The sequence below is a fragment of the Pedobacter sp. 01T416_2 genome, from assembly GCF_056398925.1.
Map to the genome: position 1 here is coordinate 1 of NZ_JBFTQI010000555.1, position 4,006 is coordinate 4,006.

The window sequence follows — 4,006 nt, forward strand, 5'->3', positions numbered from 1 at the left end:
AATCTATATACCTAGTCGATGAGCAGATCGGGCAGGTATGACCACCAGTTATGGAAGACCATTTTTTTGAACAAATTATTAAGAACCCTCTTGAACAACCAAATATTCCACCCAATGAAGTGATATCCCTTTGGGCAGAAAAACTAATTCAAGTGCTTTTTCCTGAAAATTCTCCTAAAGTATTTTCAACAATTATAGATGTAAAGGAATATGTTGCTATTTTGGAACTTGAACTTTATGATATCATATCGGCCAGTTGTAAGCTTAAAAATAGCGAATGTAAAAATGCAGCAGGTCAGTTTTTTGAAGAACTTCCAGCGCTTTACCGTGTATTGAACACCGATATAGTCGCCATTTATGAAGGCGATCCGGCTGCACAGAGCAGGTTTGAGGTAATTAGAACCTATCCGGGTTTTTATGCCATCTGTTTCTACAGAATTGCCCATATGCTTTATAATTTCGGTATACCGCTGGTTCCAAGAATTCTTACCGAATATGCCCATTCTAAAACAGGTATCGATATCCATCCGGCAGCCAGTATTGGCGAATACTTCCATATTGATCATGGAACTGGGATTGTTATTGGCGAAACCAGTAAAATAGGCCGTTATGTGAAACTTTATCAAGGAGTAACACTTGGCGCACTGAGTGTTAAAAAAACATTAGCGGGCAGCAAACGCCACCCAACAGTAGAAGATAGGGTAGTAATCTATTCTGGGGCAACCATACTGGGCGGCGAAACCACCATTGGGCACGATAGTATCATCGGGGGAAACGTATGGCTTACTGAAAGTATCCCAGCTTTTTCTACGGCTTATCATTCTCCAATAATTACCATTAGAAACCATAAAGAAACCAATTAATATATTAAAATATGGCAGGAATAATCGATCTGATCGGAAATACGCCAATGGCTGAACTTCAAAAGCTGAATATTAACCCGGCGGTAAGGGTATTTGCCAAATTAGAGGGAAACAATCCGGGCGGTAGTGTTAAAGATAGAGCTTCGCTTAATATGATCAGAAGTGCGATAGAACGTGGGGATATAGCTCCTGGAACTAAACTGGTAGAGGCCACAAGTGGTAATACCGGAATTGCATTGGCTATGATTGCAAGTTTATATAATTTAGAAATTGAACTGGTTATGCCAGCCAATTCTACACGCGAACGTAAGGTAACTATGGAAGCCTTTGGTGCAAAAGTAACCCTGTTAGAAAGTATAGAAGAATGCAGGGATTATGCGGAAGAAAAAGGTGTTTCAAAGGGATATTTTTTATTAAATCAATTTGCAAACCCTGATAATTACCTGGCTCATTATAAAACAACCGGACCAGAAATATGGAGAGATACAGAGGGGCAGATTACGCATTTTGTAAGCTCAATGGGAACAACGGGAACCATTATGGGCTGCTCCCGATTTTTTAAGGAAAAAGATAATAATATTCAGATTGTAGGCTGTCAACCTACTGAGGGCTCTTCAATTCCAGGTATCAGGCGTTGGCCAGAAGAATATCTACCAAAAATATTCGATCCGCTACGGGTAGATCGGGTAATGGATATTGCGCAGGAAGAAGCAACCTTAATGTCGAGAAGAATGGCTAAAGAAGAAGGTTTGTTTGCAGGCATGAGCTCTGGCGGTGCCTGCGCGGCTGCTTTGAAGCTTGCTGGTGAACTAGATAAAGGAACCATTGTTTTTATCGCCTGCGATCGGGGAGACCGCTACCTGAGCAGCGATCTTTTTGGTTGAGCGTAAATCAATAATCTTGTTGGGCTTTTTTTGATAAAAGCATGCGAACCCTTTGAATAATGACCTCCATTTCGAAGGGTTTTTCTATGTAATCGTCCCAATGGGTTTTATAATAAGCGCTATTATGGATGCCATTTCGCGATGACATGAGTAGGATAGGAATGGACCCATGTGCCGATAACTTTAATTCTGTGCATATGGCCCGCCCGTCGGTCATGCCCAACAAAATATCGATTAAAATAATATCAGGTTGGAAGGCAGCAACCTTGGTGTGTAAATCAATCGCGTCGGAAAGATCCATCGTAATGTATCCTTCAAATTCGAAGATCATCTTTATAGCATCAAGTGTTGCGGGGTGATCTTCAATAATTAATATTTTTGGTTGGGATAAAGAGAACATTTCTTCGTGTTATTAATTAAGGAAAGCTAAGATTGCCAGTACCTCGCTTTTTAAGCAATAACTCAAATATTTTCGAGTCTGTTCTGGTGAGGCTATCAAGAGAATTACGCAGGCTCTGGTTTACCAGGCTTAAATTGGTAAACATCGCTCTTAGGCTATCGTTTTCATCTCGCAGCTCCAAAAGCTCATTGGCAATACCCCCAAAATCTCTAATCCAGCTTTCAAAACAGTTTTTATCAATTTCTAATGCATTATAAATTTCTTCAGGATCTCGGCCGTTGTAAAATTCTTGGATGCTTTCAATAATTTTGGTAGGAGTGTTATTCGGTTTCATGGTTGGTTTTCCAGATGCTGTTTGCGCAGAAGGCTAAACCGTCCCCTGTTTAGATCTCCTGCGGTACAGCAATGTTTTAAAATTTTTCGTTTAAGGATAGGGACAAAGAAATAGAGCATTTAAAGATTATCAAAATTTTTGTCTACGCAGTAATACGCACCAATTTTAAATGTTTGTATTTCAGGTAGTAAAATAAAATGTAATTGGTATTCGGTTCATTATATATAGTTTTTGATGAATTAGCGTTTTAAATAAACCATGCCGCCAGGCGTGTAACAAATCATCCCGGAAAAGACCGTTTCTGTCGACATGGTTCAAAATATGAGTACAATCCAGACAAAATGCATTAAGCCTGTTTGTAAAAAAAACGGTATCGCACCGCTTGCACTCTATCAGCTATATGCAAAGAGGGTGCGGCAGGTGGATCTTAGCGGTACGCATTTCTACGCACAGGTATTCAAGTTGTTGTAGTAAAGCACGTTAAGTGGTTCTTGCTAATTTATTGTTGAAATAAAGACAAAGAAAAAGTAACCTATTTTCGTATATTATTTAGGACGATTTAGTGAGATCTAACATCCAAGCGTGCATATTAGTTTCGCCATCTATCCCCAGTTTTTTACGAATTCTATATTTGCGGCTTTCTACAGCACATACACTAAGTTTGCAGGTTCGGGCAATTTCTTTAGTATCAAAATTTAACATGATGTAAGCACAAAGTGTTAACTCAGCAGGTAGTAGTTGTGGTGAAATCTGAAGTAATCTTTCGATAAAGGTAGATTCAGCCTCACTAAACCGTTTCATAAATGAAGGGTCTCTGGCGTGTGCAAGTTCGATAAGTGCTTTTAAAGAAAAATGTTCAACAGGTTTTTCTGTTTTTGCATCGAGCTGTTTACGGTAACCTTCCACCTGTTCTTGAAGCAGAATACGTTGCCTCCGAAAATGTGCGTTATGCCGCGTTAATAACCTTAATCGTTGGCCATAAAGACCGAGGCTGATGAGCACTCCTTCAATTATCCCAGCTAAAGTGAGTAAATTATAACTGTAAGATTGAAAGGGTATTAACTCCGATAAACAAAAAACAAGGTAAATAGAAATCAAGGCCACGGGGATCCATCCCAGGACGTAACACCAGATAAGAGGATTTTTTTTGGCATAACCGCGGATGATAATCACTTTAATGCTACTGAACAGAAAAAGTAATGAGGTTAATAAAAATAAAACATGTGTAAGTACATTGGTGATGCTTCTTGCATCCCATAAAGAGCAGATTAGGATTAAACCCCATCCAAACATTAACACCTTGAAGAATTTATTGAGTTGCGGAAGTTGGCGTTTAAGTTTTAAAAAATAACTGTTAAACAGAATCGTAGCAATGTAACCAGCTGCAATAAAAAAATGGGCATGCACTAAAATAAACCTGGCTATCGAAGGGCCTAGCAATAAGCCATAGCCTTGAAGATAACAGACCATTACAATGAAATAAAGCAAAATAATCCGCGCTATATAAAGCGCAAAGAGTTTACTC

At 39.1% G+C, this 4,006-nt stretch carries 5 protein-coding genes; 2 read left to right on the forward strand and 3 right to left on the reverse strand.

The annotated features are described in order from the left end of the window. The first annotated feature begins 50 nt into the window (after nucleotides 1-50). Together epsC and cysM are read left to right on the forward strand one after the other, a co-directional pair. On the forward strand, nucleotides 51-863 hold the full coding sequence (gene epsC, locus AC1DPQ_RS20145) for a serine O-acetyltransferase EpsC (protein ID WP_477610674.1): 813 nt from the start codon (nucleotides 51-53) through the stop codon (nucleotides 861-863). An 11-nt stretch (nucleotides 864-874) separates the two neighbouring features. Then, the gene (gene cysM, locus AC1DPQ_RS20150; protein WP_477582643.1) at nucleotides 875-1,747 is read left to right on the forward strand and encodes a cysteine synthase CysM; all 873 of its coding nucleotides are present in this window, start codon (nucleotides 875-877) and stop codon (nucleotides 1,745-1,747) included. A gap of 7 nt (nucleotides 1,748-1,754) precedes the next feature. Here the strand turns inward: cysM and AC1DPQ_RS20155 are convergent, their stop codons facing one another. From AC1DPQ_RS20155 to AC1DPQ_RS20165, 3 genes are all read right to left on the reverse strand, one after another. Further along, entirely contained in the window at nucleotides 1,755-2,147 is a 393-nt protein-coding gene (locus AC1DPQ_RS20155) for a response regulator transcription factor (RefSeq protein ID WP_477582641.1), read from the reverse strand. Between the two features lie 16 nt (nucleotides 2,148-2,163). After that, nucleotides 2,164-2,481, reverse strand: a complete 318-nt coding sequence (locus AC1DPQ_RS20160) for a hypothetical protein (protein ID WP_477582639.1) — start codon at nucleotides 2,479-2,481, stop codon at nucleotides 2,164-2,166. 549 nt (nucleotides 2,482-3,030) lie between these two features. Next, the coding region (locus AC1DPQ_RS20165; RefSeq protein ID WP_477610675.1) for a 7TM diverse intracellular signaling domain-containing protein at nucleotides 3,031-4,006 on the reverse strand (976 nt) is incomplete at its 5' end.